At 66.5% G+C, this 25,163-nt stretch carries 26 protein-coding genes; 9 read left to right on the top strand and 17 right to left on the bottom strand.

Annotated elements, in window-relative coordinates; all coding sequences use genetic code 11:
• Window positions 1-164: 164 nt before the first annotated feature.
• Entirely contained in the window at window positions 165-983 is an 819-nt protein-coding gene (locus D5S18_RS30030; RefSeq protein ID WP_239004080.1) for an EamA family transporter, read from the bottom strand.
• 485 nt (window positions 984-1,468) lie between these two features.
• Between D5S18_RS30030 and D5S18_RS30025 the strand changes: the two genes are divergently transcribed.
• Window positions 1,469-2,278 carry an SAM-dependent methyltransferase gene (locus D5S18_RS30025; RefSeq protein WP_239004079.1) on the top strand — a complete coding sequence of 270 codons (810 nt, stop codon included), beginning with the start codon at window positions 1,469-1,471 and terminating at the stop codon, window positions 2,276-2,278.
• 5 nt (window positions 2,279-2,283) lie between these two features.
• On the opposite strand, the gene D5S18_RS30020 is transcribed toward D5S18_RS30025, so the two are convergent.
• The 6 genes from D5S18_RS30020 to D5S18_RS35965 form a co-directional block, all read right to left on the bottom strand.
• A complete protein-coding gene (locus D5S18_RS30020) occupies window positions 2,284-2,859 on the bottom strand; it encodes a DUF4262 domain-containing protein (RefSeq protein WP_120044454.1) in 576 nt (191 codons plus the stop codon).
• Between the two features lie 101 nt (window positions 2,860-2,960).
• The gene (locus D5S18_RS30015; RefSeq protein WP_158608029.1) at window positions 2,961-4,121 is read right to left on the bottom strand and encodes an FG-GAP repeat domain-containing protein; all 1,161 of its coding nucleotides are present in this window, start codon (window positions 4,119-4,121) and stop codon (window positions 2,961-2,963) included.
• A gap of 350 nt (window positions 4,122-4,471) precedes the next feature.
• Window positions 4,472-4,804 carry an alpha/beta fold hydrolase gene (locus D5S18_RS30010; protein WP_120044452.1) on the bottom strand — a complete coding sequence of 111 codons (333 nt, stop codon included), beginning with the start codon at window positions 4,802-4,804 and terminating at the stop codon, window positions 4,472-4,474.
• A 20-nt stretch (window positions 4,805-4,824) separates the two neighbouring features.
• Window positions 4,825-5,223 carry a TetR family transcriptional regulator C-terminal domain-containing protein gene (locus D5S18_RS30005; protein ID WP_203236979.1) on the bottom strand — a complete coding sequence of 133 codons (399 nt, stop codon included), beginning with the start codon at window positions 5,221-5,223 and terminating at the stop codon, window positions 4,825-4,827.
• Between the two features lie 34 nt (window positions 5,224-5,257).
• On the bottom strand, window positions 5,258-5,416 hold the full coding sequence (locus D5S18_RS35490; protein WP_203236978.1) for a TetR family transcriptional regulator: 159 nt from the start codon (window positions 5,414-5,416) through the stop codon (window positions 5,258-5,260).
• A gap of 22 nt (window positions 5,417-5,438) precedes the next feature.
• Window positions 5,439-5,666 carry an ABC transporter ATP-binding protein gene (locus tag D5S18_RS35965; protein ID WP_239004078.1) on the bottom strand — a complete coding sequence of 76 codons (228 nt, stop codon included), beginning with the start codon at window positions 5,664-5,666 and terminating at the stop codon, window positions 5,439-5,441.
• Window positions 5,667-6,151: 485 nt separating this feature from the next.
• Between D5S18_RS35965 and D5S18_RS35110 the strand changes: the two genes are divergently transcribed.
• Together D5S18_RS35110 and D5S18_RS29990 are read left to right on the top strand one after the other, a co-directional pair.
• A complete protein-coding gene (locus tag D5S18_RS35110) occupies window positions 6,152-6,298 on the top strand; it encodes a hypothetical protein (RefSeq protein WP_158608028.1) in 147 nt (48 codons plus the stop codon).
• A gap of 21 nt (window positions 6,299-6,319) precedes the next feature.
• Window positions 6,320-7,321: an alpha/beta hydrolase gene (locus tag D5S18_RS29990; RefSeq protein WP_120044451.1), complete on the top strand. Its 1,002-nt coding sequence runs from the start codon at window positions 6,320-6,322 to the stop codon at window positions 7,319-7,321.
• A gap of 188 nt (window positions 7,322-7,509) precedes the next feature.
• Here the strand turns inward: D5S18_RS29990 and D5S18_RS29985 are convergent, their stop codons facing one another.
• Together D5S18_RS29985 and D5S18_RS34630 are read right to left on the bottom strand one after the other, a co-directional pair.
• Window positions 7,510-7,713 (bottom strand): DUF397 domain-containing protein, encoded by a 204-nt coding sequence (locus D5S18_RS29985; RefSeq protein WP_120044450.1) that lies wholly within the window; start codon window positions 7,711-7,713, stop codon window positions 7,510-7,512.
• A gap of 127 nt (window positions 7,714-7,840) precedes the next feature.
• Complete coding sequence (locus tag D5S18_RS34630; protein ID WP_147404292.1) at window positions 7,841-8,140, bottom strand: hypothetical protein; 300 nt, start codon at window positions 8,138-8,140, stop codon at window positions 7,841-7,843.
• A 9-nt stretch (window positions 8,141-8,149) separates the two neighbouring features.
• Between D5S18_RS34630 and D5S18_RS29980 the strand changes: the two genes are divergently transcribed.
• Complete coding sequence (locus D5S18_RS29980; protein WP_147404291.1) at window positions 8,150-8,620, top strand: NsdA family TPR-like regulatory protein; 471 nt, start codon at window positions 8,150-8,152, stop codon at window positions 8,618-8,620.
• A 6-nt stretch (window positions 8,621-8,626) separates the two neighbouring features.
• Window positions 8,627-9,097, top strand: coding sequence for an SAM-dependent methyltransferase (locus tag D5S18_RS29975; RefSeq protein ID WP_120044448.1), 471 nt, complete (start codon window positions 8,627-8,629; stop codon window positions 9,095-9,097).
• Between the two features lie 138 nt (window positions 9,098-9,235).
• Here the strand turns inward: D5S18_RS29975 and D5S18_RS29970 are convergent, their stop codons facing one another.
• Window positions 9,236-9,451, bottom strand: coding sequence for a hypothetical protein (locus D5S18_RS29970; RefSeq protein ID WP_120044447.1), 216 nt, complete (start codon window positions 9,449-9,451; stop codon window positions 9,236-9,238).
• A gap of 24 nt (window positions 9,452-9,475) precedes the next feature.
• Here D5S18_RS29970 and D5S18_RS29965 point away from each other — a divergent pair, with 24 nt between their 5' ends.
• The gene (locus D5S18_RS29965) at window positions 9,476-9,796 is read left to right on the top strand and encodes a hypothetical protein (RefSeq protein ID WP_120044446.1); all 321 of its coding nucleotides are present in this window, start codon (window positions 9,476-9,478) and stop codon (window positions 9,794-9,796) included.
• A 92-nt stretch (window positions 9,797-9,888) separates the two neighbouring features.
• On the opposite strand, the gene D5S18_RS29960 is transcribed toward D5S18_RS29965, so the two are convergent.
• From D5S18_RS29960 to D5S18_RS29940, 5 genes are all read right to left on the bottom strand, one after another.
• Entirely contained in the window at window positions 9,889-11,682 is a 1,794-nt protein-coding gene (locus tag D5S18_RS29960; RefSeq protein WP_120044445.1) for an acyl-CoA dehydrogenase family protein, read from the bottom strand.
• A 104-nt stretch (window positions 11,683-11,786) separates the two neighbouring features.
• Window positions 11,787-13,019 (bottom strand): cytochrome P450 family protein, encoded by a 1,233-nt coding sequence (locus D5S18_RS29955; protein ID WP_203236991.1) that lies wholly within the window; start codon window positions 13,017-13,019, stop codon window positions 11,787-11,789.
• A 693-nt stretch (window positions 13,020-13,712) separates the two neighbouring features.
• Entirely contained in the window at window positions 13,713-15,452 is a 1,740-nt protein-coding gene (locus D5S18_RS29950) for an ABC transporter ATP-binding protein (RefSeq protein ID WP_120044444.1), read from the bottom strand.
• Window positions 15,449-17,263: an ABC transporter ATP-binding protein gene (locus tag D5S18_RS29945; RefSeq protein WP_120044443.1), complete on the bottom strand. Its 1,815-nt coding sequence runs from the start codon at window positions 17,261-17,263 to the stop codon at window positions 15,449-15,451. The genes D5S18_RS29950 and D5S18_RS29945 overlap by 4 nt, the downstream gene beginning before the upstream one ends.
• A gap of 153 nt (window positions 17,264-17,416) precedes the next feature.
• The gene (locus tag D5S18_RS29940) at window positions 17,417-17,968 is read right to left on the bottom strand and encodes a TetR/AcrR family transcriptional regulator (protein ID WP_158608027.1); all 552 of its coding nucleotides are present in this window, start codon (window positions 17,966-17,968) and stop codon (window positions 17,417-17,419) included.
• A gap of 94 nt (window positions 17,969-18,062) precedes the next feature.
• Here D5S18_RS29940 and D5S18_RS29935 point away from each other — a divergent pair, with 94 nt between their 5' ends.
• Window positions 18,063-19,331: an MFS transporter gene (locus tag D5S18_RS29935; protein WP_120044441.1), complete on the top strand. Its 1,269-nt coding sequence runs from the start codon at window positions 18,063-18,065 to the stop codon at window positions 19,329-19,331.
• Here the strand turns inward: D5S18_RS29935 and D5S18_RS29930 are convergent.
• Window positions 19,270-20,796 (bottom strand): FAD-binding oxidoreductase, encoded by a 1,527-nt coding sequence (locus D5S18_RS29930; protein WP_120044440.1) that lies wholly within the window; start codon window positions 20,794-20,796, stop codon window positions 19,270-19,272. The genes D5S18_RS29935 and D5S18_RS29930 overlap by 62 nt on opposite strands.
• Before the next feature lie 265 nt (window positions 20,797-21,061).
• Between D5S18_RS29930 and D5S18_RS29925 the strand changes: the two genes are divergently transcribed.
• Both D5S18_RS29925 and D5S18_RS29920 read left to right on the top strand, forming a co-directional pair.
• The gene (locus D5S18_RS29925; RefSeq protein ID WP_120044439.1) at window positions 21,062-22,624 is read left to right on the top strand and encodes an aminotransferase class III-fold pyridoxal phosphate-dependent enzyme; all 1,563 of its coding nucleotides are present in this window, start codon (window positions 21,062-21,064) and stop codon (window positions 22,622-22,624) included.
• A 32-nt stretch (window positions 22,625-22,656) separates the two neighbouring features.
• Complete coding sequence (locus tag D5S18_RS29920; protein WP_203236977.1) at window positions 22,657-23,703, top strand: methyltransferase; 1,047 nt, start codon at window positions 22,657-22,659, stop codon at window positions 23,701-23,703.
• Window positions 23,704-23,753: 50 nt separating this feature from the next.
• On the opposite strand, the gene D5S18_RS29915 is transcribed toward D5S18_RS29920, so the two are convergent.
• Complete coding sequence (locus D5S18_RS29915; RefSeq protein WP_203236976.1) at window positions 23,754-24,980, bottom strand: acyl-CoA dehydrogenase family protein; 1,227 nt, start codon at window positions 24,978-24,980, stop codon at window positions 23,754-23,756.
• Between the last annotated feature and the right edge of the window lie 183 nt (window positions 24,981-25,163).

The raw sequence follows: 25,163 nt of genomic DNA, 5'->3' as shown, positions 1-25,163 counted from the left end.
ATTCATCAACTAAGGCAATTTTTCATTCACTTTCACCCACAACTGTTGACCACCAGCGGAACCCAACTCTATCCATATCCAAGTTCGCACACCGCCCACGCGGCAGTTGCAACGCTCGCTCCCGACTGCTCGGGATTCAGACCATACGAGCGAGGAATAGGCCGTCATGGTGTAGCCATCCGGGTCGCACCGATGGAAGCGGCTACCACGCAAGCGATTCCGGCCCACTGCGAGATATTCATCGGCTGGCTGAGCAGGACCACCCCGGCCAGGGCGGCTGCGCCGGGTTCCAGGCTCATGAGTACGCCGAATACTCGAGGGGAGATGCGGCGCAGGGCCTCTAGTTCCAGTGAGTACGGCAGGACCGAGGACAGTAGGGCTACGCCGAGACCTGCGGCGAGGATTGCGGGTTGTAGGAGGGCGGTGCCGGCTTCGGCTATGCCGATCGGGGCAATGAGTAGGCCGCCGAAGGCCAGGGCCAGTGCTAATCCCCCACCGCCGCTGGTTGATTCGCCCAGCTTGGCGCTCAGCAGGATATAGCCTGCCCAGAAGACGCCTGCCAGGATTGCCAGGGCGACGCCGGTCCAGGCGACCGGGCCGTCGGCCTGGGTGAGCAGCAGTACGCCGCCGCCTGCGAGGACCGCCCAGACCGGATCGATCCAGCGGCGCGACCCGACGAGTGCTACGGCCAGTGGTCCGAGGAATTCGATGGTGACCGCCATTCCCAACGGAATGCGATCGAGCGCCTCATAGAAGGAGACATTCATGAGCGCGAGCACCGCTCCGTAGGCGAGCACCACCGGCAGTGCGCGGCGTTCGATCCGCAATGCCGAGCGCCAAAACACCAGCAGCACAATCCCTGCGAACCCCAACCGTACGCTCACCGCACCCACCGGCCCGGTGACCGCGAACAACCGCTTTGCCAGCGCTGCCCCGATCTGAAGGCTGACGATTCCCGCCAGCACCAGCGCTGTCGGTGGCACCCTGCCCACCCCCGCCTTACCAAGCCGCGAAAGCCCTGGCGGTAGCCCAAATTTCCCTCTCCCACCGAGATTGATCGCGACCACCGATATCCCTTCTGTCCGGTCGAGCTTCCCGGGTAGATCTCTGTCATCGACAGATTCCAGCCGGTTGCCCACAGCCAGAACTACCGCCGAACCGGCGGCGAGCGCAACACCGTAGAACGCGGGCTGGCAGAGCCGAATGGCTACTACGCCCGGCGTTCGGAAGCGCCGCGCCGTGTTGAGCGCAGAGAGCACCTACGACGATCGTTGGCGGTGATGTGACGCGCCGACGGCGGAAACGGGCGTGCAGGGCCGCAGAGGCCGGGGGTGATTACTCGAAGCGAGCCAACAGGATCCGAGCGACGGCTTCCCACTGCGGCAGGGCGCAATCGGGTTCGACAAAGAGGCCGGATGGGGTATACCTGCGGGGCATGGATAGTCGAATCTCACTTGGGAGGAGTCCCGTGTCCGGTCCGATCGACCTACGCACCGATATTCCACATTCGGCGCGGATGTATGACTACTTCCTCGGCGGGAAGGACAACTACAACGCCGATCGTGCCGCCGCGGAGCAGGCGTTGGCGCAGTTTCCGGCCGTGCGGGTGACGGCGCGCACCAATCGCGACTACATGTTGCAGGTCACGCGGTTTCTGGCGGAGCAGGGGGTTCGGCAGTTCCTCGATATCGGCACCGGGATTCCGACGGAGCCGAATCTGCATCAGGTGGCGCAGGAGGTGGCGCCGGAGTCCAGGGTGGTCTATGTCGACAACGATCCGATCGTGCTCACCTATGCCAGGGCGCTGCTGGTGAGTTCGCCGCAGGGGCGCACCGCGTATGTCGAGGCCGATGCCTCGAATCCGGCGGATATCCTGGCCGCGCCGGAACTACTGGCGACACTTGACCTTTCGCAGCCGGTCGCGGTGTCGCTGATGGCGCTGCTGCATTTCGTGCCCGGTGATGTGTACGAGGTGGTGCGGACACTGATGGAGCCGCTGGTGCCCGGGTCCTATCTGGCGATGTCGCATGTGACAACGGATTTCGACGACGGCCCGGACGATCCGGACGGTATGGCGCGACTGCTTCAGGTCTACATGGATCGCGGAATCCCCGTTACACCGCGAACCAAGGCCGAGGTCGGTCGATTCTTCGACGGGCTGGAGCTGGTGGATCCGGGTGTCGAGGTGATCCATCGGTGGCGCGATGCCGGGATCGGTCACCCTCCCGGCCACGACAAACGCGTTTCACTGTATGGCGCGGTGGGCCGGAAGGTTTGAAGCTGCTAGGTCCTGCTCCACTCCAGCCATTCCTCGTAGATTGTGGTCCACTTGCCTCGGGGATGCTCGGCGGGTGTCAGGTCGAGTCGCGGCTGTCGTTCCTCGAACTCGGGTGCGGCTTCGGGATCGCCCGGAAAACGCTGTGCACGATCCGGCCAGACGCAATGCAGGACGGGCCACTCGGGGGTGTCGCGGTAGAAGCGGAATCCGGTGCCGAACAACGGCCAACGCCATGTTTCGTCGATCGGCCGCAATACGACCTGGTGGCCGTCGTTGATCACACTGTCGAGCCGCTGACCGAGTTCGAGGCCATTACCCGCCGCGACCTGACGACCGACAATATTGAGCATGGCGATCATCGTCTGCGGGTTCATTCCGAACATGGCGACCTCCGGCATGCGATAGGTGTGCCACAGACCCACCGTGTATGCCCAGCTACCCGTCGTATCTTCTTCCGGAATTCCGAGCACGCCCCAGCCGTGCTCGCCGACATTATCGATCAGGCGCTGATCCGCCGGATGCCGTTCGGCGCGATCTCCGTAGTCGTGACAGATGACGCACCGACAATCCGAGTTGTTCACGCCGCGAGTCTATAGATCGGGTCCGACAATCGGATCGGCGCAGGACAGTCACGATCGTCACCCGGTTGGGCGCGGTCGATCACCGCGCCCATCGGCATCGTTCAGGCCTGATACTGAATCGGATCCCCGAAGGTCCCATCGCCATTGCCGTAGCGCAGCGTGATATTTCCGGTCCCGGTATTGCCGATGACCATATCGAGCTTCCCGTCCTGATTGAAATCGGCGAGGATCGGCGTCGATAGTGGGAACAGCCCGCCCGAGGGGAAGGTGTGCGGCGGCCCGAAGACTCCCGGCGCGGTCCCCAGCAGCACCGAGATCGAGGAGTCGCCCGCATTGGCGACGACCAGGTCGGGTAGTCCGTCACCGTTGATGTCCGCGACATCGAAGCATTGCGGCAGCAATCCGCCGGTCGGGTAGGCGCGCGCGGGCGCGAAAGTGCCGTCGCCGTTGTTGATCAGTGTCGTCACAGTACCGGCGGCCAGGTTGGAGAACAGGATATCCGGCTTACCGTCACCGTTGATATCGCGGGCCATGCCGTACCAGGCCATTCCCGCGCCGTCGCGCATGGTGGTCGGTGGTTCGAAGGTGCCATCGCCGCGGCCGCGGTAGATCTGGATGGTGCTGTTGATGTAGTTGCCGCGCAGCAGGTCGAGGTTGCCGTCCCCGTCGAAGTCGGCCAGATCCGCTGAGCCGGAACCGATTCCGAGTTGGGTGGAGATATTGGTGGCGGGTCGGAAGGTGCCGTCGCCATTGCCGAGCAGCACCGACCACGAAGGCGCCTGGTTGGAGGTCGCGATATCGAGGTTGCCGTCCTTGTCGAAGTCGCCGACGACCACCGCGCCGGGCGCGAGGTCGGTCCGGTAGTCGACGGCGGGTGCGAAGGTGCCGTCACCATTGCCGAGCAGGATGGAGACGGTGTTCGACGAGAAGTTGGTCACGACCAGATCGAGCACGTTGTCGTGGTTGAGGTCGGCGATGGCGACATAGTCCGCCTGCGCGCCGGTCGGGTAGTGCACGGCGGGTTTGAACCCGCCCGCCGGATCGGTGAGGAATACCGAAATACCGCCGCCCAGCAGGAAATCGCTGAACACGACATCGGGATATCCGTCACCATCGAGGTCGGCGACCGCGGGCACGGCCGGTCCGACCAGTTGCGGCAGCGGGTCCGCCGAGGCGGTGCTCCCCGCGCCGAGCGCGACAATCGTGTTTCCAGCCAAGACCAGCGCCCCCAGTGCGCCGATCACCCGCAAGGTCCGAGACATGCGTTCCTCCATCGAGTAGGCGATCTTCGCACCGAAGGGTAGGGGCTTCCCACTGTGGGGGATATGGACTGGACATCAATTCGTTATGTACCCAACAACATTGAGCCTCGAGGGATCGGGATCAGCCCCGGATGGGTCATGTCGGGTGCGAGATCATCGAAGCAGGCAGGCGCTGCACGGCTCGACCGAACGTATCGCCGACGAGAGAGACGAATCGCATACTCTTCACCTGCGGGAACAGACTATTACCGGCAGATCACTTCACTATCTCGCTTTTCGTTCCGAACCATCCGGGGCGGCCGATCATTTCGATACCGGCCGCGAGCGTTCGACATCGGCAGTTGCGGCTATCACGCACCGACGCCGAGGAATTCGAATACGGCGGTGCGGAATTCGGGGCCTGCCATGGCGGTGAAGTGATCTCCTGGAACCCGCAGCACGCGCGCGTCGGGGAGCCTGCCTGCGAGATCGTCCGCGGCCGCCACCGGATCCTCCTGTCCCGCAACGAAAAGCGTCGGAACACGAGGTCGACCGATGGCCGGGTCGAAAGGTTCGGCGGCCAACCCCTCGATGAGTAGCAGCAGGGATTCGGCATCGCTGGCGGAGATCATGGTGGCGATGGCGGCGGTGAGCGGGTCGATCGGCGGCGGGCCGCCGCGGGTGGTGGGCAGTGCGCCGATCATGCTCCGAGGGTAGCCAACGATCAGGCCGCGATCCTGCGCATCAAATCGTCGACATAGGCGCGGTAGCGGTCGATCAACTCACCCACCGGATGCATCAGACTGGCCACATTCGCGCCGATCGCCACCGAGATGATCTCGTCGGCGAGCACCCCGAGCCGCGGATCGTGCGCCGATTCGCCGCGCTCGCGCGCGAGCGCGATGCGGTCGACGAGTTCGGCGCGCCAACTCACCAATAGTTCGCGATACTGGCGCGCCAGTTCCGGATTGGCGACCGAATGCTCCCACAGCACCAGCAGCACCCGCGCGGAGGTGATGCGTTGCGGATCCAGCGGCATGGTCGCCTCGAGGAAACCGCGCAGCGCCTCCGTCGCGTCGAGGTCCGGATCGGCGGCGATGATATGCCGTCTCGTCTCCTCCATGACGCTGTCGTAGGTTGCCGAGATAATGCTGTCTTTATTGACGAAGTAGCGCTTGAGGGCGCCATTGGCGAATCCGGCCGGCGGAAACGATGCTGCGCATTGTGGCCGCTTCGAAGCCGCCCTCGATGATCAACCGCTTGGCGACCTCGACAATATCCCTGCGCCGCTGATCGTGATCGATGATCTTTGGCATAGCCGACGACTCTACAGGCGGGTCAACGCGAGTCGCGCGGACCGAGTCGAGCGGCACGGCGTTCGGCCTGCCGGACCGGATCGGCGACGGGCGCGGCCTGCAGCAACCGGCGAGTATACGGATGGGTGGGTTCGTGGGTGAGCGGCCCGACCGGGCCGGATTCGACGATCTCCCCCTGATACAGCACCGCCGCCCGATGGCAGACCCGCCGCACCACGCCGAGGTCATGGGATATGAACAAATAGGACACGCCGGTCCCCCGTTGCACGTCGATGAAGAGGTCCAGGATCGCCGCCGCCCTGGTGAGGCACTCCGCTGGCCGATCTGGTCGATGACCTCGCCGAACCGACCCGCGCGGGCCTGATCCGGGCCAGGGGCATGAACAACTGGTCGGCCACGAATATCCGTGCCCTGCACCATATCGCCGCGACGCGCAAGGTAGCGGGACCGCGGTTGGCACAGTTGAAATACAGTGTCGCCCGCCTCGCCATCGCCTTCACCCTGACCCACCCGGCGAATATCACCACGCTGTTCGGCGCGACCCCGACTGTCGCAGGTGCGGGACAATCTCGCCGCCGTGGCTCTGGTCGAACAGGTCGGGGCGGCGCAATTGCGCGCACTGGTCGCGCCGTTCTGGGCCGACCGCGATGTGGTGGATCCCGAAGGCGCGTAATGTCTTATCCGCCAGTTCCTTTCGATTCGGAGACCCTGCCTGCACTCGCGGAGGTGACTGACGTGGCGTCTTTCGCTCCGGACACGATTCTCGCGCGCCGCGCGGCATTGACCTTCCCCGCCGCGGCCGAAGTGGGGGGCGACGCTCCGGTGCACGTGGTGGAGCGCCCGATTCGGGGTCCCGACGGGCCGCGCCGAATCCTGCAATAGGCCCAATCCTGTGGAGCGACAATGAGTGCTGAGTATCCGCCTGTCCCCTACGATCCGGAGCTGCTGCCGGGCCTCGCCGAATTCCTCGCGCTGGTGCAGCGAATCCCGTTGCGGGCCGACACGATTCCGGAGAATCGCGCACATTTCGCCACCATCATCCCCACGCTGGACGAAGTGGTCGGCGACCGACCGGTCACGGTGCAGGACCGTGTCGTCCCCGGCCCGCCCGGCGCGCCGGATATCGAACTGACCATCATTCGCCCCAGCGCCGAGATCACCGGCGCACCCGCTCTGTACAACATCCACGGCGGCGGCATGATCCTGGGCAACCGCTTCCTCGGCGCCGAGGAGCTGGTCGCGAATGTGCTGCGCTTCGGCGCCGTCGGCGTGACCGTCGAATATCGGTTGGCCCCGGAGCATCCCGCGCCCGCGGGCGTGGAGGACTGCTACGCGGGTCTGGTGTGGTTGGCCACGCACGCCGAGGAATTGGGCATCGACCCGGACCGGATCGTGGTGACCGGCGAAAGCGCCGGTGGCGGACTGGCCGCGGGCACCGCGCTGCTGGCCCGCGACCGCGGCGGCCCGGCCCTCGCCGGGCAACTGCTGCTGTGCCCCATGCTCGATGATCGACCGCCGACCTCGAATACCGGTCCGCGCGTGCCCAATATCTCGGGCCTGCAATACGACGGCCTCGGTGCGTGGGACCGCCACAACAACCACGTCGGCTGGACCGCACTACTCGGCCTGCGATACGGCACCGACGCGGTCTCTCCCTACGCCGCACCATCCCGAATGACCGACCTGTCCCGCCTGCCACCCGCCTTCCTGGAGGTCGGTTCGGCGGAGCTGTTCCGCGACGAGACAACCGATTACGCGCTGCGCATCTGGGCTACCGGCGGCCGAGCCGAACTGCACGTCTGGTCCGGCGGATATCACGGGTTCCCGATCTCCTCCCCCGATGCGGAGGTTTCCCGCGCGGCCAACGCGGCCCGACTGTCGTGGCTGCGCCGCGTCCTGCGGTGAGGTCACCTCATACATTTGTCGAACCGAGTCGGTGATTTCCTCGACATTTGTCGGTGTTTCATTGATCGCTCAGTATGGGTTCGTGATGGGCGAGGTGTGGTGGTAGGCGGTCCGCCGGGAACGCCGACGGACCGCCTACCACCGGGGCAGAGGTGACCCGGGGTGGTCACCACGCGCGGATGAGCCGACTAGAACTCGTCCGCCTGCACGCCTTTCTTGAAGGCATCGACCTCACCGGGGGTGAACTCGAGCACCGGACCGTCCGGATGCTTGGAGTGCCGCAGCTTCCAGCCGCCATCGGTCTGGACGCTCACCTGCGCACAGTTGCCGCCGGTCGGACCGCTGAACGACGATGTGCGCCACTCTTCTTCGCGGGCGACGGTTTCGGACATGGCGATTCTCCTAAACTGGGGTTTATGAACTGATGTCGGTTCGTCAGGTCGGGGGTGGCGGAGGCAGCCTGCCTGCTGGTTCCTCTGCCGTCTCGGACCGGGGGCGCGCGCTGTCGGGGGCGAATGTTCACGGCGTGGACCTCGGAAGCCGGCGCTCGGGTGGGAGTCCGGCGTAGGCCCAGGTGGTACTCGGGCTGCGCGGGATGACCACCCCTTCGCCGGGCACAACGACATCGACGACCCTGGCCACGAAGACGCCCTCGTCGGGCAAATGGGCGAGGCTGGGCACGACGATCCCGTGCGCACCACTGTCGTCGCCGGTTCGTATGCCGCAGCGATCGAGTTTGGTCAACGCCAACCGTCCGTCGCCGACGGGCGATACCAGGCCGCCTGCCCGCGCGAACGCGCACTGCTGAAAGTAGTTCATGCCAAGGCATTGAGCGCCGCCGGTCAGCGGCGCGAATCAGCGCGGGCACTACTCATTGCCGAGGAAGACCTTGCCGCAGCGACCAACGCCGATGACGAGCCGTCGCGCGTGTTCTTCTTCGCCGAAGCCAGCCTGGCACACGAAACCGCCTGTGCGCTGCGCGATTCGGGTGATCTGACCGGAGCCGCCGAACAGTTCCGGCTCAGCGCGGCCAAACGCACGGTCAAAGCATTCAAACGAACACACGCGGTTACCCTCGGCTACTTGGGTACGGTGCAGGCCCGTCGAGGCGAACTCGAACAAGCTTGCGCCACATGGACGGTCGCACTGGGCGCGATGGAAGGCGTCCGGTCCGGTCGGACACGAGACATCACCCGCGATATCCGTGGCATTGTGGCACCCTACGTTGGACAACAGATCGCAGGCGTGCGCGAGATCGATGAGCGAGCGGCCGATTACCTGGCCGCGGACGGGAAATAGGAACCGATGTCGGATGAGACTTTCGAGGTAGTGCCGATCGCGCACGTCGTCGGCGGCAGACGCGAACCCACGGACGATCACTGGGCAGGCACCGAAGCCATCATTCGGATCGATGATCCTCGGTTCACGGAGGAATCCGTGCAAGGCTTGGACTCCTTCAGCCACCTCGAAGTCGTGTTCCGCTTCCACCTGACAGACCAGACCGATCTGCACTTCGGTGCTCGAAGCGCGCGGGACAACCCTGAGTGGCCCAAGGTCGGCATCTTCGGACACCGAAACATGCGCCGCGTCAACTGGCTCGGCGTGTCCCGCACTCGACTCCTGCGGGTCGACGGCCTGGATCTGCACGTCGCCGAGCTGGACGCGGTAGACGGAACCCCGGTACTGGACATCAAGCCATGGTTCGCCGAGTTCGGCCCGCGAGGACCGGTCCAGCAAGCTGCTTGGTCGACCGAAATGCTCAAGGAATACTTCTAGTAGCCGACAGTCGACACGGTCACGGTTGGCTATGGCCCACTTTCGCACTCGACAACTCCGCAGCAGCGGGAACCTGTGGAGTCCAGGCCAAGGCCATCGGGTTCAGCGCGCGGACCGCAGGGTGAGCATTCACGCAACCTACCGATCGAACTGCCAGTCCTCCAGCCGGGTGTGGACCGGAATCATATTGATGACCAGGTCGGTACAACCCTCGACCTCGAGCCGCGCCACGCAAGCCTCAGCCATCTCCCTCGAGACGAACGCGCCAAGTTGGCCCACACTTCTGTCGTCCTCGTCGAGCAGTTCGACGGCGTAGACCAGTTTCGGTTCGCGGTACCCCTTGGGTAGCTCCATCCCCCAGGTGCGCCAAGTGCGGAAATGCCATCGCCCAATCCGAAGGCGGACGTGGCGAAGATCTTCAATCGCGAACTCCAACACCGTGAGAGCTTACGTTCGCACATCGGCATTGTGCGTTTTCTCGCACCTTCCGACTCCGATCCCCGCAGCCAAGGAAGCAGCCTGGACGCCACCGATCTCCCCGCCCAAGCCCTCGCCTACCGTCGCCGCTATCTCACCTTCCAGCAGGCTCGACAATCCGCCCCCGGCTTGGATATTCGGGATATCCATCGCACCATGCTCGAAAAGGGCACCGTCCCGCTGCCCCGCATGCGAGAACGGGTGGCCGACGGCACCCGCTGAATTCACGCGAGCCCAGCGGGGGGGCATACCGGCGAAGGATGAGGAAGTGCTTCGGGGTCTCACCTGCGCGAGACCCCGACGCACTCAGGGCATTACGACACGAAAATGGTGTCGGCCCAGCCGGAGTAGTCCTGCCAGGCACGGACGTAGTTGTCCGAGAAAATAGGACCGGGCAGTTCGGGCAGGTCGAAAGCGGCTACCAACGTGGGTAGGTGGGTGGACAGGAAGGTGTAGTGCTCGCGCAGCTCCGAGGCCACGGCGGCGGCCCGATCGGCGGCGAGATGCCCGTGCGCGGCGTACCAGGTGCCGTTGGCGTGAATACGGTCGAGCGCGTAGGCGGCGGCCGCCGCCTCGACGAGTTCCCGCGCGTCGATATCGTCTACTGTCCGCGCGGCCGCGAAAACAGCGGTGGCGGATAATCGTTCGGCGGTGGCGGTGGCCAATTCGATGGCCGCCGAATCGGGGCCGAAGGCAATACCGGCCGCCGCGTGATCACCGGTGCGGATCCCGTCCGCGATGGCGCGTTCCCGCACCCCGAGAAGGTCGATGTACCAGGGCATTTCGGCAGGGGTGCCGGGGAGCCGCAGCGCCGTCAGATCCTCCACCGCCTTCCCTGCGGTGACCTGCATGATCTGATTCTCGCCCTCGGCGGTGATGATGGCGTCGAGGTTGCCGATCCAGTCGACCAGATGATTGGTGCGCAGCGCGCCCTGCCATCCGGCGCGTTCGCGGCAGGTGATGAGCACCTGGCGGGCGGTATTGGACAGCAGCGGTTTCGCCAGCATCGACCACAGCGCCTGCTGCCGGTCGGTGCCGGAGGAGTCGGCGCGCAGATCCCGAATCCGCCGTCCCAGCACACTCGTCGCGTACACCGCGGCCACCCCGGAGACCAGGTCGCGGCTGACGGCGTCGCGCTCGGCCATCGATATCCCGGAGCCCGGCCTGCGCTGACCGGTGTAGTTCACCAGGCCACCGAGGGCGGCGCGGGCGCTGGCGATGGCGGCATTGGCCAGATCCAGGCGGCCGTTGCCGAGCACGCTGATGGCGGCGTGGAAGCGGCGACGCGGCGGCAGGTCGCACTCCAGGCGGCCGTCGGGGGTCATCCGCGCCCAGTCGCCGCCGAGCAGCGCCTCGCGCGGCAGCAGGACCTGATCGAAGCGAATCAGGGCATGATCCATCGGCGCGGAACCCTTGTCCGGCAGGCGAACCACATGCACGCCCTCGGCCAAACCCGTTGCGGTGCGCAGTCGCAGCAGGAACGGCAGCACACCCTCATCGCGTCCGTCGACGATCAGGCGGGCCGTCACCACAACGGTTTTCGGGACGCCGGGATCGGCGACATTCGGCATGGACTTGATGGCCGTCGCGGTCGGCGTGGTCAACCGGAACCCCTCCGCCTGCGGATCCCACGTCGCGGTGGTCTGATGATCGGCGCCATTCGTGCCGCCGAGTTCGGTCAGCATCAGCACGCCGATCGCCGCGCCGGTATCGAGTTCGGACAGACAGTCCTGCTGGTAGGCCGACCCGTCACCCAAACCGAGGATGGCGCCGATGGCGAGATCGAAATGCCCGGTCAACACCAGCAGTAAGCGCGGCGCGGCGACCTGCGCCCACTCGCACAGCGCGCCGCGCAGCTGCGCGTCGGCGGCGATCTCGCGGGCGGGCCTGCCCAGACCGGCGATCACACCGCGCAGCAGGTGCGGCGCGCGCTCGGTCTCGGCGGCGAAGGTGAGTCCCGACGGGGGCGAGTCGGACAGTCCGGCCACAACGTCGCGGACTCTGGCGTGCAATGCCATGTGAGCACCGAAGATCACCTCCCGCAATGCTTCGACGGTTTCCGATTCCCGCTGGGCCGAAGTCGCGGCGGCGAAATCTGTAGTTGTCATCGACACTCACCTGAATCTGTCAACACCGCGCGCGGCGACGCGCGGAGTGGTCCACCCCGGGCGCGCCACCCGGGTTCTTGCTCGGAAACCCTGCGGTGTTCAACTCATAAGCGCTGGTCCTTACCTGCCATCCGGATGGGGGGCGACGGCGGGAACACCACCGGCAGAGCCGACAGCGCCCGATGGAACGGACCGGGACGCCACACCAGATCCCGCGCGGGCACGGCCAAGCGCAGTTCGGGCAGCGTGTCCAAGAGTTGATCGATACCCTCGTGGGCGATCACGTACGCGGCCGAGCGGGCGCCGGCGGGGCAGGCATGCGGGCCTGCGCCCCACGCGAGATTCCAGCCATTGTTTTGATAGTCACCGGTATTGAGCTCCGGACTGTTGTTGCAGGCGGCGATGCTGGTGATCACCGGTTGATGCGCGGGCAGCCACACATTGTCGATCAGGATCGGCTGCTGCGGGTAGGTGACGCAGTAGTTGGCCAGCGGCGGGTCGGTGGCCAGGATCTCGTCGAGCGCGGTGGTGGTCGGCGGGGCGAAACCGACGTTCTCCCCGACGAATCGGGGGTCGGTGAGCATCAGCAGCAGGGTGTTGGCGATCAGATTCTGCGGGATCTCGATACCCGCCGAATAGCAGGTGACCAACTGGTGCACCATCTCGGTATCGGACAGATCCGCCGAGTGCCGCAGCATCCGGGTGGTCATATCGTCGCCCGGTTCGGCGCGGCGCAGCCTGGTCAGCTGCAGCAGGGCCGCGTCCAACATCGCGTTGACCGTGGCGTTCTCGGCGCCCTCGAACAGTGCGGCACTGGCCTGCGCGACCTGCTGACCGATCTCCGGCGGGCAGCCGATCATCTCGTTGAGCACCGAGAACACCAGCGGCAGAATGTATTGGCCGAGCAGGTCGGCCGAGCCGTCGGCGCAGAACGAGTTGATCAGCGGACCCGCGAGTTTGGCCACCATCGGACGCAGCGCGTGCTGGTCCACCCCGGCCAGCGCGTCATTGGTGGCGGTGCGGTAGCGCCGGTGCTCGGCGGTGTTGCCGTTGGTGCGCAGCGCGTTCGGCCGCCATTCGATCATGGGCATGATCGGCAGGTCGGCGGGCACGCTCTCCTGCCAGATCCTCGGATCGTAGGAGAAGTGCTGCGGATCGTTGAGGATGCGGACCGCGGTGTGATAGCCGATGACCAGGGTGGCCGGGACGCCGGGCCAGATCTCCACCGGAACCAGCGAACCGTATCGGTCACGCATCCAGCGGTAGGTGCCGTGCGGGTCGGCCGCGAATTCCTCGGTGTAGATCGCAACCCTCGGCCCGACCTCCTCGATGGGCATGGGCGGATGCTCGATTCGGGCGGGTTGCGTCTCTTGCTGCACTGCCGTTATCTCCTTGTCGGGCGGACGCGGTGCGGATGGAGTCACTCGGCCGTCGCCGCAACCGCTCGGCGGGCGGACGACTCGAAATCCTATGTCGCGTCGGGCGATTGCCCCAGCGAATGGCCCGAGCCGCACTCACGATGTCGAATGAGCTCGGCGCTGACTGTCACTGTGCGATGTTAGCCCCAGAGTCACTGGTGGGGGAAGCGGGCTTCCACTCCATGGAAAGCCATGGAGCACAACGCAATCCCCCAAATCTCCCGTTTCCTGCCTGGTCACCGAGCGTTTGCCCAGCCCGGATCATCCACAGAGGATCCCACTCCTCGAGACGCCGAATCGACAAGGGGCACCGACGAATTACTTCGACGCCCACCCAATCCCAGCCAACCAGAACATGTTCCACTCCGCCCCTGCGAACCTCCCAGCGAGTCTCGCAAACTGGACACTCGCTCGAGCACCGGCGACACCTCAGCGATCCACTCGACCTCTTCGAGATTCCGCCGGCTCTCGAGTTTGTTTGGTTACCCGTCAACCCCGGCAGGCAATCGACATGGTCGAGCGGAGAAGGTGGTGTGTGGCAACGGGATTGCGGGTGTCCAGCGAAACACCCCGCCCCGGACGAGCACCGGGGCGGGGTGTGGACGGGTCGGGTCAGGCGGTGGTGGTGATATGCCAGTTCCTGGCGTGTTCGTACTGGGTGTAGAGGCGGGCGAAAATGCCGCCTGCGGCACGGAGTTGGGCGGGGGTATCGATCTCGGAGACCGCGCCGGAGTCCAGGGTGACGACGTGGTCGGCGGTGGCGAGGGTGGCCGGGCGGTGGGCGATCACGATGAGGGTGCGTTCGGGATCGCGACCGAGGTTGGCGATGGCCGCGCCGATGGCGTTCTCGTTCTCCGGATCCAGGGCCGAACCGGCCTCGTCGAGCAGGACGATGCGGGCGTGCTTGAGGAAAGCCCGTGCGATGGAGACGCGTTGGCGTTCACCACCGGACAGTTGCGCGCCGCCCTCGCCGACCCTGGTGGCCCACCCTTCGGGCAATCGGGCGACGACCTCGTCGAGGCGGGCGGCGCGCGCGGCCTCCCGCAGTTCCGCTGCGGTGGCCTCGGGGCGGGCGATGCGCAGGTTCTCCTCGATGGTGGTGTCGAACAGGTAGACGTCCTGGAAGACGATGGCGATCTCGCCGAGCAGCGCGGCTTGGTCCAGATCGCGCACGTCGACGCCACCGACGCGCACACTGCCGGAGTCCACGTCGAAGAAGCGGGCGACCAACCGGGTGACGGTGGTCTTCCCGGAGCCGGAGGGACCGATGAGCGCGGTGGTGGTGCCCGGACGGCAGGTGAAACTCACCCGCGAGAGGGCGGCCGTATCGCCGTAGGAGTAGGTGACATCCTCGAATTCGATGGTGGCGTCCCGAATTTCGCGCACCGGATGCGCACTGCGCGGCAGCGCGGGCGTATTGAGCACGGCCTCGACTCGGGCCACGGCATTGTCCATGGCGTGCAGGGTGCCGAGCAGTTCGGTGAGGGTGCCGAGCGGTTCGAGGAAGCGCACGGCCAGCACGAGCAGCGCGACGATATCCGCGACGGCCAATTCACCACCGAGCAGGAACGTGGCGCCCAGGACGAGGGCGGCCGCGAAACCGAGCATGACCACACCGGTGTAGGTGAGGTCCGGGAACAAGGACCGGCGCAGCCCGCGCCGGTAGCTCAGGCGGTGTTCGTCCAGGGCGGCGCGCATGCGCGCCCCGCCGGTGACGCCGTGCCCCGCCGCCCGCAGCACCGGTTGCGCCTGCCCGAATTCGATGGCGCGGCTGGCGATTTCGACCGCGTTCTGTTCGAGTTCGTGATCGGCCTCCTTCTGGATGCGGCCCGCGCGGCGCAGGGCCAGGAAGGCGAAGGGCAGGATGACGAGCAACAGCAGCGCCGCGCGCCAGTCGACGACGAAGGTGACGCATACGACGGTGAGCGGGGTGAGCACACCCGAGATGGCGGGCGGCCCGAAGGTCGCGGCCAGGTGCGCGACATTGCCCGCCGAGGTGGTGACGGTGCGCGCGAGCCGCGCCTTGCTCTCCCCGGTGAACCAGCCGAGCGGCAGCGTGGTGACATGCCCCATGAGGTGGTGGCGCATCTGTTCGGCCATTTTCATGCTGGCGGCGAAGCCGACCGGGCTGGCGATCACCTTCAGCACCGCGTAGATCAGTGCGCCGAGCGCGCCGAGGATGAGCCACGGGCGGGCGGCGGCCAGATCCGGTTCGGGGCGCAGCAGGGCGCGCAGGATCGGGATGAGCAGCCCGAGCAGCAGTCCCTGGAGAATGGCCAGGCAGGCGTGCAGGGCGATGAGCTGCACCAGTGGCCGCGGGTTGGGCCAGAGCCGGTACAGGTGGCGGATCATGCTTGGTCCCCGTTCTGCTGGGCGCGCCACATGCGGGCGTAGAGTCCGCCCGCGGCGCGCAGGGAGGTGTGGGTGCCGGATTCGACGAGCCTGCCGCGATCCATGACCAGGATCTGGTCCGCGCCCGCGATGGTGTGCAGGCGGTGCGCGATCACGATGACCGTCTTGCCGACGACCAGTTCGGACAGCGCGTCCTGGACGGCGGCCTCGCCGTCGGGGTCCAGGGCGGCGGTGGCCTCGTCGAGGATGACGATGGGTGCGGCGGCGAGGATGGCCCTGGCGATGGTGAGTCGCTGGCGTTCACCGCCGGACAGGCCGCCGGTGCCGCCGTCGAGCACGGTGTCGTAGCCGTTGGGGAGCGCCTCGACGACGTCGTGGATTTGGGCGGCCTTTGCGGCGCGGCGCACCTCGTCGTCGGTGGCGGTGGGGCGGCCGATGCGGATGTTCTCGGTGACGGTGTCGCGCAGCAGCACCACCTCCTGGAAGACCAGCGTCATGCTGGAAAGCAGTGTGGTGGTGGGTATTTCGCGGATATCGACGCCGCCGACGCGGATCGTGCCCGAGGTGGTGTCGTAGAAGCGGGGCAGCAGGCAGGCCAGGGTGGACTTGCCCGCGCCGGAGGGGCCGACCACGGCGGTGACGGTGCCGGGTGCGCAGACGGCGCTGATGTCGTGCACGGCCTGGCCGACGCCGTCGTAGGAGAAGGACACGTGGTCGAGTTCGATGCGGTTCCCCTGCGGCTGCCGCGGCCGAACCGGTTCGGGCAGCGGCTCCTTGTGCAGCAGGGTCTCGATGCGGTCGGCCGCCATGCGGGCTTTGCGCAGCCCCTGGATGCCATTGATGATCGGGGTGAACGAGGTGGGCAGGCCGATGCCGACGACGAGGAAGGGCAGCAGGTCGGGGACCGCGAGGGAGCCCGAGCCGACAAAGACGACACCGGCGGCGAGCACCACGGTGAGCACCGTCATCTCCGAGCTGAGCAACTGGCTCAGGGCCGAGCTGTAGCGGGTTTCGTCGACCCAGACCTTCATGGCGGCGGTCTGTTCGCGCACGGCCGCGCCGAAGCGGTCCAGGATGCGGCCGCCGCTGCCGAAGGTCTTGACCACGGCGATGCCGTCGGCGTATTCGACGCTCGCGGCGCTGATGCGGCCCTCGGCCTCGATCAGGCGGGTCATGTGGCTGGTCATGGAGCGCATGGCGACGCGGAAGCTGATCATCATGAGCAGCGGGACCGCGACGGTCACCAGCGCCATGCGCCAGTCGACGAAGATCAGGTAGCCGAAGCCGACGAGCATCGCGGTGACGCCCGCGATGATCTCGCCGAGGGCGTGGGCGATGAGGTGGTGCATCTCCTCCAGGTCGTCGGTCATGACCTTCTTGATCTGACCGGAGCCCACCGAACGGAACCAGCCGAGCGGCACGACGCCCAGTCGCGCGACGATTCGGGTGCGGATATCCCACAGGATCTCCGCGTCCGCGTAGTGGCCGATATGCGAGGAGAACCCGAGTAGCAGCAGGCGGGCGAGCGCACCGGCCGCACCGATGCCGACCCAGGTCCACACCAGGCCCGCTTGGGCGGCCACATTCGGATTCGCGATGACCGCGCGGGCGATCTCGGCGATGGCCACGTAGGGGGCGAATCCGGCGGCCGCCCCTAGAGCCGAGAGCACGGCGCAGGTGATCAGATGCAGCCGGACCGGGCGCAGCAGACGCGCCGCGGCGGCGGTGCTGATCAGCTGGGGGCCGGGTTCTTCAGGGGGCGGGGCCGCCGCCGGGGCGGGGCTCTGGTGGATCACTTCCGTTGTCGTCATATGCCTTCCCTTGGGGTATTGGCAGTGCGGTTCGCATCCACTGACCGACAGTCAGTCACTCACTGAGGATAGGGTATCCTAATGGTCAAGGACAGATCCGGATCGATCCGGGATCGCGCCGCACCCGTTTCGACTAAAGACGCGGCGCCGCAATCACTTCACGGGAATGGGCAGCAGCGCGCGACAGGTTCTGGCGGCCTCTTCCAACATGCGCGACCTGTCCTCGGGATGGTGCACGATGTGGTCGGCGATGCCGTGCATGGTGTGGTAGAGCACCACCGCCGTCGCCTCCGGGTGGGGCACCTCGGCCCCGATCTCCCCGATCAACTCGCGCAGCGCCTCGACGGCACGATCGGGCGTGGGTTCCTCGGGGCGGGACGAGTAGTGAAACAGCAGATCGTGCAGGCGGATATCGGCGAGATATTCGGTGATGCCGACCAGCATCCACTGCTCGACACGGGCGATTCCGTCGACGGAGCGCGCCGCCGCGTCCTGCAAATCGACAAAGCGCCGCACGTAGCGGTCGCGCAGCGCATCGATGAGGACGTTCTTATTGGCGAAATGCAGATAGAAGGTGCCCTTGGCGACCCCTGCCCCGCTGGTCACATCATCGACGGTCAGCGCGTCCACTCCCCCGCGGAGCACGAGCGACTGTGCTGCGTCGAGCAATTCGCTGCGGCGCTGTGCGCTCGGCTTGGTCCGCACCACCTGTTCCTCCAGATTCCTCGCACCCGGTGACGGGTCGATTATTCACCCGCCGACTGACTGGCGGTCAGTCGACCCTCGGTAAGGAGGCGATGTGAACGGGTCCTACCCGTATCGCTTGGCGGTCATCAGTTCGCTGTATCTGGTCTCGGATATCGGCTATTCATTCTTCTTCGGTGCGCTGGGCACCATCCTGCTCGGTCGCGGCGTCTCCCTGGGCACGGTGGGGATGATCAACCTGCTGGGCATCGTCTATTTCAGTCGCTTTCTGATCGCGCCGATCGTCGACCGCTACGGTTCGGCCTCCTATGGGCACTATCGCGGCTGGCTCATGTGCACTCAGGTCGCGCTGATCCTCACACTGCTGGCATTGACCACCGTCGATCCGGTCGCGGATCTGGGTGCGACGCTGATGATCATGACGGTCGTGCTGGTGCTGTCGGCCTTCCACGACACCGCGATCAGCGGGCTGTCCATCCGCATCCTCGCCCCCGCCGAACACGGTGTCGCCAATGGCTTGCAGACCGCGGCGGCCAGCCTGTCGATGATCATCGGGACCGGCGGTGCGGTGCTGCTCTACGCGAGCGTCGGCTGGGTGCCGATGCTGTGCTGTCTCGCAGCGGTTTTCGTGATTCCGCTGGCGGTGCTGGCCCGATTCGACGAGCCGACCGCGCAGATCGCCGCGAGCAGTCGGGTGGCGTGGCGGGCGCTGGTCACCTATCTGCGGCGGCCGAAGACGGCACTGTGGTCGCTGGTCGTGCTGCCGCTGTATCTGCTCGGCGACTGGGTGGCGAGCGCGCCACAGACCGCGATGCTGATGGGGGTCGGCTGGACCACCGAGCGCGTCGGATTCATCCAGTACACCGTGGCCATCGTGTGGCAGATCCTCGCCGCACTGGCCGCCGGGGCGATCATCGCCCGCTATGGTCGCCGCGGCCCGGCGGTGGCGATGGGAGTGCTCAGCACCCTCGCGGTGGCGGCCACAATCCCCCTCGCGGCGGGCCAGGACCACGGTTGGCTCACGACACCCGCGCTGATCGCGATGGCCGTGATCTATGGCGCGAAGCTGACCTGGACCTCGACGGTATCGATGGATCTGGTCCGGAACTCCTCGGCAGCAACCGATTTCACCGTGCCCATGTCGATGACCGGTATGGGTCGGGCGATCGTGGTGCCGATCGGGATGTGGGCGGCGGAGTGTTTCGGCTTCGTCGCCGTCACGGTCGCCTCGGTGGTCTTCGCGGCATTGGGGACCGTGGTCGCGGCGGTCGCCGCACGGGGCTATCCGAACCACGCTCCGGTCAGGCAGGACGAATCGAAAGGGCGTGCCGGAACACATTCCGGGGGTCCCATAGCGCCTTGATCTGTTGCAGGCGTGGGTAATTCGCGCCGTAGTACAGGGTCGACCACGGGACGCCGGAGGTGTTCCATTCCGGATCGGCGAGATCGATATCCGGATAGTTGATGTACGCACCGGTATTGACCTCGTTGGGGACCGGGACGCCGCCGGTCTCGGCATAGATGTCGCGGTAGATCTCGCGCAGCCAGGTCAGGTGCGCATCGTCCTCGGCGGGATCGTTCCAGGACGTCATGAAGAAGGTCTTGAGGATGGCTCCGCGCGGGATGGCGGTCTGCGACGGCCCGACCGTATTGACCCGACCGCCGTAGCCGATGTACTCCATCGACGAATTCGGGCCGGTGTAAGCCGGATTCGACAGATGCCGGTAGGCCGCGCGCAATTGCTCCGGAGTGTGCGCGGCGCGCAGGTCGGCGGATTTCACCTTGCGTCGCACCGCGATCGCCCACGGGCCGGTATCGGGCACCGCGAGATAGCGGGCGGCGGCGAGCCAGGGCAGAGTCTGGCGTCGCACCGAAGGTGGCACCCCGCAGGCGAGTTCGGCGAGGAACTCGTCCATGCGGCGGCCCGCGTCCGGTCCGTCCGGGATCTGCGCGTGCATGGCCAGATGTCCGGCCGACCGGTGCATGCAGCGCAGCAGGGCGTAGAGGCCGATATTCGGCGAGTCCGGGGCGCTGTTCGCCAACTGCCAGCGCTGGAAGGCGGTGCCCAGGCGGACGAAGGCGGATTCGGACAGGTTCTCCCACGGCCACTGCACCTCGACGATCCGCACGGTGCTCGGCGGGCGCGGCAGCAGCAGCGCCGGATCGGTGGCCTCGGCGCCGGGCGCCCGCAGCCAATAGCGGGTCACGACACCGAAATTCCCGCCGCCGCCGCCGGTGTGCGCCCACCACAGGTCGCGATTGGGATCGTCTTCGGCGCGGGTGGCGGTAACCGTCGCGGTCGCGCCGTGCTCGTCGACCACGACCACCTCGACCGCCTCCAGATAGTCCACGGTCAGGCCGAACAGGCGCGAGAGCGGTCCGTAGCCGCCGCCGCAGATATGGCCGCCCGCACCGACACCCATGCAGAATCCGGCGGGCAGGGTGACGCCCCAATTCCGGAACAGCGTGCGCAGCGCGGGACCGATGGACGCCCCCGGTTCGATGAAGAACGAATTCCGGCGCGGATCGAATCCGACGCGCGACATCGGCGACAGATCGATGATCACCTCGACATCGGGGGCGGCCACGAAATCCTCGCCGCAGTGTCCACCCGAGCGAACCGTGACGCGCTTGCCCGCGGCGACGGCCGCGCCGAGCGCCCGCTCCACCTGATCGGCGGAGTGCACGAGGTGGAAATAGTCCGGCCTGGCCACGAATCGATAATTGTCGGCCCGAGCCAGCAGGTCGTATCGGGCATCACCGGGGGTGACGACAATGGAGTCGGCGAGTGCGTCGGCCGCATAGTCCTCGGTCAGATAGTCCGTCATGGCATTCTCCCTATCCAACGGTGCGGTGCGCAGGCTCGACTCGGTGATCCGGCACCGGATCCCACAGGGCAGCAGGCGTTTCCGCCCAGCGCGGAGCTGTCCCGGACCGTTCGAACCACCACCACACCCTCGCAGGCAGGCGGGCCGCCGAACAATATGCCATTGGTTGGAATACCGGTTTATATCCAGCGATTTAAGCCCGTTGAACGCCGGGCGACCAACGACTGTAATGGTGTCCGATACCGATCATAGAAAGGGGTGGCAAATGAGCCCTTCGGCAGGCGATCCCGAGTACGCGGATGCCTATCTCAACGAATGGCTGACCGCCATGGGTCTCGGGGTCGAATATGTGCGCGCGGCGGGCGATACCGTGTTCTACCTCGACGAGAACGGTCGGGAGGTGCCGGTCCTCGATCTCGCCTGCGGCTTCGGTTCCCTGATCTTCGGACACAACAATCCGGAAATAGTGGCCGCCGCGAAACAGATTCTGGACGCGCAGATTCCGGTGCACGCCCAACTGTCGCACCAGCCGCACGCCAATCGTGTTGCCGCCGCGCTCAATACGGCCATCAGGCGCGAGCTGCGCACCGACGACTCGTATATCGCGATATTCGGCAACAGCGGGGCCGAGGCGATCGAGATCTGCATGAAGCACGCCGAACTCGAGCGCCGCGCGCGCATCGCCGTGCTGAGCGCGGAGATCGGCGAGAATATCGCCCAGGCCCGAGCGGCGCTCCGCGCGGGCAGCGCGAAAATCGCGCCGGGACCGCATATCTCGGCCGAACTCCCCGTCGCGGCGGCCCTCGCGGCGGTCCAGAAGTGGAATGCCGAGCGGCTGGCGAAGCGACCGATCTACCTGACGCTGGAGCACGCCTTCCACGGCAAGCTGATCGGCAGTATTCAGCTGACCCAGAACGAACAGTGGCGCACGCCGTTCGTCGGGCTGGCCTCGGCGGCGCGCTTCGTCCCGGTCGACCGCCCCGACGCGCTCGCGCAGATCGTCGCCGACGAGCGGGAATTCCTGCTCGACCTGGTGCTCGACGGCGCCACCGTGCAGGTGGTGGAGCGGGACTTCCCGATTGTCGCGGCCTTCTTCGTCGAACCGATTCGCGGTGGCGCCGGCCTGATCCCGGTCGCGCCGGAACTGGCTCGCGAGATCGAGAAGACCTGCGTGGCACTGGGTTGCCCACTGGTGACCGACGAGGTGCAGAGCGGGCTGGGTCGCGCGGGCGCGCTGCTGGCCAGTTCGCGCCTCGGCCTGACCGGCGACTACATCACGCTGGCCAAGAGCATCGGCGGCGGGATCGCCAAGAATTCGGTGGCGCTCATCCGCCGGGACCGGTTCCGACCGGAATTCGAGGTCATCCACAGCTCGACCTTCGCCAAAGACGGGTTCTCCGGGCATATCGCGCTGAAGGTGCTCGACATGCTCGAGGCCGATGGCGGCGCCGCCTACCGCAAGGCCGACGAGCTCGGCGCCAGGCTGATCGCCGAACTCGAGGCCGTGCGCGCCGAATTCCCGGAGCTGATCACTCAGGTGTGCGGGCTCGGACTCATGCTGGCCATCGAGATCGCGGACCTGAGCGCCTCGCGCAACGAGCGCATTCGCGAACAGGCCGCCTCGGGCAGCTTCGGCTTCGTACTCGCGGGCTATCTGTTGCGCGAGCATCGGATTCGGGTGCTGCCCGCCGGACCCGGTTGGCGCTTCATTCGTTTCGAGCCGTCCATCCATCTCGCCGACGCCGAGGTCGGGCGGATCGGCGCGGCCCTGCGCGATCTGGGTGCCGTCCTGCGCGACCAGGACGATCGTCGACTGCTCCCGCAGTGAATCCACCTACCCCACCAGCGATTAGGCAGATGATGACGAATTCGATCGACAACAGTGCCAGGCGCACGATCATGCGAGCCCTGTTCAGCACCATCGTGACCCAGGTGGTCGGGGTGGCGGCGCGACTGCGGCTCGCCGACGCCATCGGCGATGGCGAGTGGGATGTGGCGGATCTGGCCAAGATCTACGAGATTCCCGCCGAGCGGCTGAATCGACTCCTGCGGGCCATGGCCACCTTGGACCTGTGCCGGGAGACCACACCGGGACGGTTCGTGCTCGCACCCGCCGGATCCCTGCTGCGCAGCGATGATTCGAGTTCACTGCTCGATCTCGCGCTGCTGCTCACCGACAAGTCCATGCAGGACGCGTGGCTGAATCTGGAGACGAGCCTGCGCACCGGCCGGGTCGCCTTCCACGAGGTGCACGGGCGGCCCGCCTTCGACTACATCGCGGAGCGAGGGCAACTCTCGGAGATCTTCAACTCGGCCATGAGCCAGCGCACCAGAGCCGACGGTGTCACCGCGGCCCTGCCCGATCACTACGATTTCGGGCGCTTCGGCGCGATCACCGATGTGGGCGGCGGTGACGGGACACTGATGGCGGCCATTCTCAAGCGCCATCCGGGGCCGAGCGGCGTCGTCTTCGACACCGCGGAGGGCCTCGCGCAGGCGACCCGAATCCTCGATATCGCAGGTGTTTCCGGCCGCTGCAAGGTCGCCGCGGGCGACTTCCGCCAGTCCGTGCCCGCAGGCTCGGATCTGTACGTGATCAAGAGCGTCATGCACAACTGGGACGACGAACACGCCGTCGCCATCCTGCGCAACTGTCGCGCGGCGGTGGCCGAGGGCGGGCGCCTGCTGATCGTCGAACCGGTGCTGCCCGATACGGTGCCCACCGAGCACACCATGACCGAGGACCCCTACCTGAGCGACCTCAGCATGATGCTGCTGCTCGGCGGCCGGGAGCGCACCCGCGGCGACTACGAGAGACTCTGCGCGCGGGCCGGATTCGCCCTCACCCGGATGATCGCCCTGCCCCGGCATATCGATTTCGCGATGATCGAGGCCGAACCGATCTGAAGTCCGAAAAAGGGTGGGGCGCGACGCGTCCCACCCTTTCTGCTCGAAACCTACTGGCCGACCGGCACTTCGCTGAGATCGAAATTCCACGGCAGTCCCAGCGCCCAGCGGCCCAGCAACTGCCGGGTCACGAAATTGGTCGGCGGATGGAAACGCGCGGCGTGCACATCCCGAATCAACCGCGTCACCGGGCCGTTCGCGGAATACGAGGCGACGCCCACCAATTCGGCCGTCATCTCCACGGCGTGGATCGCCTTCTCCGCCGCCTGATACTTCAGCGCGAGCATCGCGGGCAGCAGGCTGCGCGCATCGGTCTTGCCCTCGTCGAGCAGCCGGGCCAGCTGGGCACAGGCCGCCTCCATCGTCATCACCGAGGTGAGGATCTCGCCGAGCGCGTTCTGGAACGAGGGCAACTCGGCGCGCGAGGCGTTCAAATGCGTGATGCGCGAACGGGTCAGCGCCGACCGCGCGTGATCGATGGCCGCCGACGCCACGCCCAGGTAGGCGGCGGTGGAGGTGACGCAGAACCAGCCGGTCCCCGCAGCGAAGACCTCGTCGCCGAGCGAACCGGGTGAGCTGCGGTGCACGATCATGTCATCGGGGACCGGACAGTCCGTGAGCTTGATGGTGTCCGACTCCGAGGCACGCATGCCGAGGGTGTTCCAAGTGCGCTCCACCTTGATTCCCGGCGCGCCGGTGGGCACCAACCCGACCAGCAGACTCTCCGGACCGCCCGCCTCGTCGATCATCTGTAGACACAGCAGGTCGCTGCGCTCGGCCAGTGAGCACGGGACCTTCAGACCGCTGGTGAGCCAGTCGTCGCCGACGCGCCGCGCCGTGCAGTTGGAGCGGGTGAGGCTGCCGCCCAAGCCCGGTTCCGCGAAGGCCGACACCACGATCTGCCCCTGTCGGGCGATCTGCTCGAGCAGTTGCCCGGACTCGTCGTGGTGGCGCTTCCAGTGCTCGACCATGAACCCCATGGAGAATATGTGCATATTCACACCGATGGACAGTCCGGGATCGGCCGCGCCGAGGCGGCGCTGAATCGCGCAGCACTCCACCAGCGAGGCATTGCCGCCGGACAGGTCGCTCGGGACCGGGAGGCCGAAGTAGCCTGCCTCCCGGAGTATTTCGATACTGCGGTCGGACAGCCGACCGCGCCGGTCGTTTTCCTCGGTCAGGGATGCCAGCTCCGCGACGGCCGATTCCGGCAGCAAATGCTCGGTGCCCGGCCATATCGCATTGATGCCGCTGCGGTATTCATACGCTTCTTCCACATTTCATTATCCGCCGATGACCGGGTGTAATTGTCAATACCTGGTGGATTGAATTAGGTTGGCTCCCCGGTTGTAGAACCCCCGGCTCGACCCCCTATCGGAAAATCTCCGACACCGGCGTGCGCGGACCGGATCGATGCGGGCCGCTACCGGGTTGCGACACAAAACGTTTGCCATCCGATC

The sequence above is a fragment of the Nocardia panacis genome, from assembly GCF_003598715.1.
Classification (GTDB): Bacteria; Actinomycetota; Actinomycetes; order Mycobacteriales; family Mycobacteriaceae; genus Nocardia; species Nocardia panacis.
This window is presented reverse-complemented; position numbering and strand designations above follow the sequence as displayed.

Excerpts from the sequence above, each read along its gene's own strand:
- D5S18_RS29960 (WP_120044445.1), bottom strand. The coding sequence starts at position 11,682 with ATGACAACTACAGATTTCGCCGCCGCGACTTCGGCCCAGCGGGAATCG.
- D5S18_RS30015 (WP_158608029.1), bottom strand. The coding sequence starts at position 4,121 with ATGTCTCGGACCTTGCGGGTGATCGGCGCACTGGGGGCGCTGGTCTTG.
- D5S18_RS34630 (WP_147404292.1), bottom strand. The coding sequence starts at position 8,140 with ATGAACTACTTTCAGCAGTGCGCGTTCGCGCGGGCAGGCGGCCTGGTA.
- D5S18_RS29925 (WP_120044439.1), top strand. The coding sequence starts at position 21,062 with ATGAGCCCTTCGGCAGGCGATCCCGAGTACGCGGATGCCTATCTCAAC.
- D5S18_RS29920 (WP_203236977.1), top strand. The coding sequence starts at position 22,657 with ATGACGAATTCGATCGACAACAGTGCCAGGCGCACGATCATGCGAGCC.
- D5S18_RS29945 (WP_120044443.1), bottom strand. The coding sequence starts at position 17,263 with ATGACGACAACGGAAGTGATCCACCAGAGCCCCGCCCCGGCGGCGGCC.
- D5S18_RS29990 (WP_120044451.1), top strand. The coding sequence starts at position 6,320 with ATGAGTGCTGAGTATCCGCCTGTCCCCTACGATCCGGAGCTGCTGCCG.
- D5S18_RS29975 (WP_120044448.1), top strand. The coding sequence starts at position 8,627 with ATGTCGGATGAGACTTTCGAGGTAGTGCCGATCGCGCACGTCGTCGGC.
- D5S18_RS29965 (WP_120044446.1), top strand. The coding sequence starts at position 9,476 with ATGCCATCGCCCAATCCGAAGGCGGACGTGGCGAAGATCTTCAATCGC.
- D5S18_RS29950 (WP_120044444.1), bottom strand. The coding sequence starts at position 15,452 with ATGATCCGCCACCTGTACCGGCTCTGGCCCAACCCGCGGCCACTGGTG.
- D5S18_RS29955 (WP_203236991.1), bottom strand. The coding sequence starts at position 13,019 with ATGCCCATCGAGGAGGTCGGGCCGAGGGTTGCGATCTACACCGAGGAA.
- D5S18_RS30005 (WP_203236979.1), bottom strand. The coding sequence starts at position 5,223 with ATGGAGGAGACGAGACGGCATATCATCGCCGCCGATCCGGACCTCGAC.
- D5S18_RS29930 (WP_120044440.1), bottom strand. The coding sequence starts at position 20,796 with ATGACGGACTATCTGACCGAGGACTATGCGGCCGACGCACTCGCCGAC.
- D5S18_RS29985 (WP_120044450.1), bottom strand. The coding sequence starts at position 7,713 with ATGTCCGAAACCGTCGCCCGCGAAGAAGAGTGGCGCACATCGTCGTTC.
- D5S18_RS29970 (WP_120044447.1), bottom strand. The coding sequence starts at position 9,451 with ATGGAGCTACCCAAGGGGTACCGCGAACCGAAACTGGTCTACGCCGTC.
- D5S18_RS30010 (WP_120044452.1), bottom strand. The coding sequence starts at position 4,804 with ATGATCGGCGCACTGCCCACCACCCGCGGCGGCCCGCCGCCGATCGAC.
- D5S18_RS35490 (WP_203236978.1), bottom strand. The coding sequence starts at position 5,416 with ATGCCAAAGATCATCGATCACGATCAGCGGCGCAGGGATATTGTCGAG.